The organism is Actibacterium sp., assembly GCF_041584535.1.
GTDB lineage: Bacteria > Pseudomonadota > Alphaproteobacteria > Rhodobacterales > Rhodobacteraceae > Actibacterium_D.
In genome coordinates this window covers 1-3,301 of record NZ_JBFHDW010000287.1, presented here as the reverse complement: position 1 = coordinate 3,301, position 3,301 = coordinate 1, and the positions used below count along the sequence as shown (strand labels likewise).

Annotated in this window: 5 protein-coding genes; all 5 read left to right on the top strand. The window is 62.6% G+C overall.

Features of this window, described 5'->3' with window-relative positions; genetic code table 11:
* Positions 1 to 771 (top strand): acetaldehyde dehydrogenase (acetylating) (locus ABYW26_RS12430; RefSeq protein ID WP_372605218.1); only part of this gene is annotated, 771 nt, incomplete at its 5' end.
* Between the two features lies 1 nt (position 772).
* Positions 773 to 1,792, top strand: coding sequence for a 4-hydroxy-2-oxovalerate aldolase (gene dmpG / locus ABYW26_RS12425; protein ID WP_372605217.1), 1,020 nt, complete (start codon positions 773 to 775; stop codon positions 1,790 to 1,792).
* The gene (locus tag ABYW26_RS12420; RefSeq protein ID WP_372605216.1) at positions 1,789 to 2,556 is read left to right on the top strand and encodes a 2-keto-4-pentenoate hydratase; all 768 of its coding nucleotides are present in this window, start codon (positions 1,789 to 1,791) and stop codon (positions 2,554 to 2,556) included. The genes dmpG and ABYW26_RS12420 overlap by 4 nt, the downstream gene beginning before the upstream one ends.
* 3 nt (positions 2,557 to 2,559) lie before the next feature.
* Complete coding sequence (locus tag ABYW26_RS12415; protein ID WP_372605215.1) at positions 2,560 to 2,748, top strand: 2-hydroxymuconate tautomerase; 189 nt, start codon at positions 2,560 to 2,562, stop codon at positions 2,746 to 2,748.
* On the top strand, positions 2,745 to 3,301 hold a 557-nt coding region (locus ABYW26_RS12410; RefSeq protein ID WP_372605214.1), incomplete at its 3' end, for an antibiotic biosynthesis monooxygenase. The genes ABYW26_RS12415 and ABYW26_RS12410, both read left to right, overlap by 4 nt.

The following is a 3,301-nucleotide window of genomic DNA, read 5'->3' as shown; positions in this document are numbered from 1 at the left end:
GGGATTGACGGTCTGCTCAAGCTGCCGGAATACAAGGATATTCGCATCGTATTCGACGCCACCTCGGCCGGGGCGCACAAGCATCACAACGAGATCCTTCAGCGCGACGGCAAACAGGTCATCGACCTGACCCCGGCGGCCATCGGTCCGTTCACCGTGCCTGCGGTCAATATCGACGCCAACCTTGATGAGACCAACGTCAACATGGTCACTTGCGGCGGTCAGGCGACCATTCCGATGGTCGCGGCGGTCAACCGCGTCGCCAAGGTGCATTACGGCGAGATCGTCGCCTCGATCAGCTCGCGCTCGGCCGGTCCGGGCACCCGCGCCAATATCGACGAATTCACCGAAACCACGGCCCATGCCATTCAGGCCGTTGGCGGCGCCACCCGTGGCAAGGCCATCATCATCCTGAACCCGGCCGAGCCGCCGATGATCATGCGCGACACCGTGTTCTGCCTGTGCGAGGACGCGAACGAAGACGATATCCGCGCCTCGATCAAACAGATGGAGGCCGAGGTGCAGGCCTATGTTCCGGGCTATCGCCTGAAACAAGAGGTCCAGTTCGAACGCATCGGCAACAACGCGCCGCTGCATATCCCGGAAATGGGCGGTGATTTCACCGGGCTGAAGGTCTCGATCTTTCTCGAGGTCGAAGGTGCCGCGCATTACCTGCCGGCCTATGCGGGCAACCTTGACATCATGACCTCGGCGGCGCTGCGCACGGCCGAACGTCTGGCAACCAAGCGCAAATGGGTGGAGGCCGCTTAAGATGACCAAGCTGTATATTCAGGACGTCACCCTGCGCGACGGCATGCATGCGGTTCGGCACCAGTATGATCTGGGCCATGTGCGGGCGATTGCTCAGGCCTTGGACGAGGCTGGCGTGGATGCGATCGAAGTCGCCCATGGCGATGGCATCACCGGTTCGACCTTCAACTATGGCTTTGGCAAATGCACTGACGAGGCGTGGATCTCTGAGGCCGCCAAGGTCTGCAAAACCGCCAGGCTGACGACGCTGTTGCTGCCGGGGATCGGCACGATCGAAGACCTGAAGCGGGTGCACGATCTGGGGGTTCAGTCGGTGCGCGTGGCGACCCATTGCACCGAGGCCGATGTCTCGGCCCAGCATATCGCCGCCGCCAAGGACCTGGGCATGGACGTGTCGGGCTTTCTGATGATGAGCCACATGACCGAACCCGACGCCTTGGCCCGGCAGGCCAGGATGATGGAAGATTACGGCGCCGATTGCGTTTACGTGACGGATTCAGGCGGTCGTCTGACCATGAAAGGCGTGCAGGAACGCTTTGACGCCTATGCCAAGGCGCTGAAACCGGAAACCCAGCGCGGCGCGCATATGCATGAAAACCTGTCGCTTAGCGTGGCCAACTCGGTCGTCGCGGTCGAGCATGGCGCCTACCGCGTCGATGCCTCGCTGGCCGGGATGGGCGCGGGCGCGGGCAATTGTCCGATTGAGGCCTTCGTCGCCGTCGCCAATCTCTATGGCTGGGAGCATAATTGCGATCTGTTCAAACTGATGGACGCGGCCGAAGATCTGGTGCGCCCGCTGCAGGATCGCCCGGTGCGGGTTGACCGCGAAACCATGACGCTGGGCTATGCCGGGGTTTACTCGAGCTTCCTGCGCCACGCGGAACGGGCCGCCGACACCTATGGTCTGGACACCCGCGAAATTCTTGTCGAACTGGGCAAGCGCAAGATGGTCGGTGGTCAGGAAGACATGATCGTCGACGTGGCGCTGGACATGCTGAAATCCAAGGAGGCCGCCGAATGAGCGAATTGGAAAAAATGGCCGAAATCGTGGATGAGGCCGCGCGCAACGCGACCGAAATCCCGCAGTTTTCGGATGAAACCCCCCTGAGCATGGACGCGGCCTATGCCGTGCAGGCGCTGTCGATGCAGCGCCGCTATGCCCGTGGTGAAAAACGTGTTGGCGTGAAAATGGGCCTGACCAGCCGCGCCAAGATGCTACAGGTCGGCGTGTCCGAGGTGATCTGGGGCCGCTTGACCGACGCGATGCGCGAAGAGGAGGGTGGCGTGGTTTCGATCTCGAAATACGTGCATCCGCGCGTCGAGCCGGAAATCGCCTTTCTGATCAAGTCGCCGCTGGCGGGCGAGGTCTCGGCGCTGGAGGCGATGAATGCCGTCGCCGCCATCGCCCCGGCGCTGGAAATTATCGACAGCCGCTATAAGGCGTTCAAGTTCGATGTGGGGGACGTGATCGCCGACAATTCGTCGTCGTCCGGTTTCGTCATCGGCAACTGGTCGGCGCCGGACACCGATATTTCCAATCTGGGCATGGTGCTGTCGATCAACGGCCGCCCGGGCGAGATCGGCTCGTCCGCGGCGATCCTTGGCAACCCGGTGCGCTCGCTGGTCGCGGCGGCGCGGATGGTGGCGCAGGCGGGCGAAAGCCTGAACCCCGGTGACATCGTTCTGGCCGGCGGCGCCACGGCGGCCATTCCGATGGCGGTCGGGCAGGCGGTCAGCCTAGAGGTTGAACGTCTGGGCACCGTCGCCTTTACTGTAGGAGCCTGACCCGTGCCGTTGATCGAAGTCACCATGATCGAAGGCCGCTCGGCCGAACAAAAGGCGGCGCTGATCGCCAAGCTGACCGATGCCGCCGTCGAGGCCGTCGGCGCGCCGATTGAAACCGTGCGCGTCTGTATCCGCGAAATCCCCGGTGAAAACTGGGGAATTGGCGGCAAGGCCAAAGGCCCGTTGAAATGACCAATGGCGTCGAGGTCCAACCGGGGGCCGAGGGCCCGGTCACGGTCTCGATCTCGCGGCGGATCAAGCCGGGCCATGAAGAAGACTATGAGGCCTGGGTGCATGGCATCATCGAGGCCGCCTCGGGCTTTCCCGGCCATCAGGGCGTGAACATCCTGCGCCCGTCGGGGCAGACCGACGGGCAATATGTGCTGATCTATCGCTATGATAACTGGGCCAATTGCGAAAACTGGGAACGCTCGAAAACCCGTGCCGCCTGGGTCGAGAAACTGGGCGATATGGTCGAAGGCGAAAGCCAGATGCGCCGGGTGACCGGGCTGGAATTCTGGTTCGATCTGCCAAAGGTTCCAGCGGGCAAGCCGCCGTCGCAGCACAAGATGGCGCTGACGCTGATCGCGGTGGTGTTCGTGCTGGTCTATCCGCTGCAACTGATCGTGTTGCCGCTGACTGCGGACTGGCCGCATTGGTCGCGCACGCTGTTGATCGCGGTGATTCAGGTGGTGCTGATGACCTATCTGGTCATGCCGCGCGTGACCAACCTGTTGAAGGGATG

What these genes read in the sequence shown, in the direction of transcription:
- dmpG (WP_372605217.1), top strand. Translation starts at nt 773, where the DNA reads ATGACCAAGCTGTATATTCAGGACGTCACCCTGCGCGACGGCATGCAT.
- ABYW26_RS12420 (WP_372605216.1), top strand. Translation starts at nt 1,789, where the DNA reads ATGAGCGAATTGGAAAAAATGGCCGAAATCGTGGATGAGGCCGCGCGC.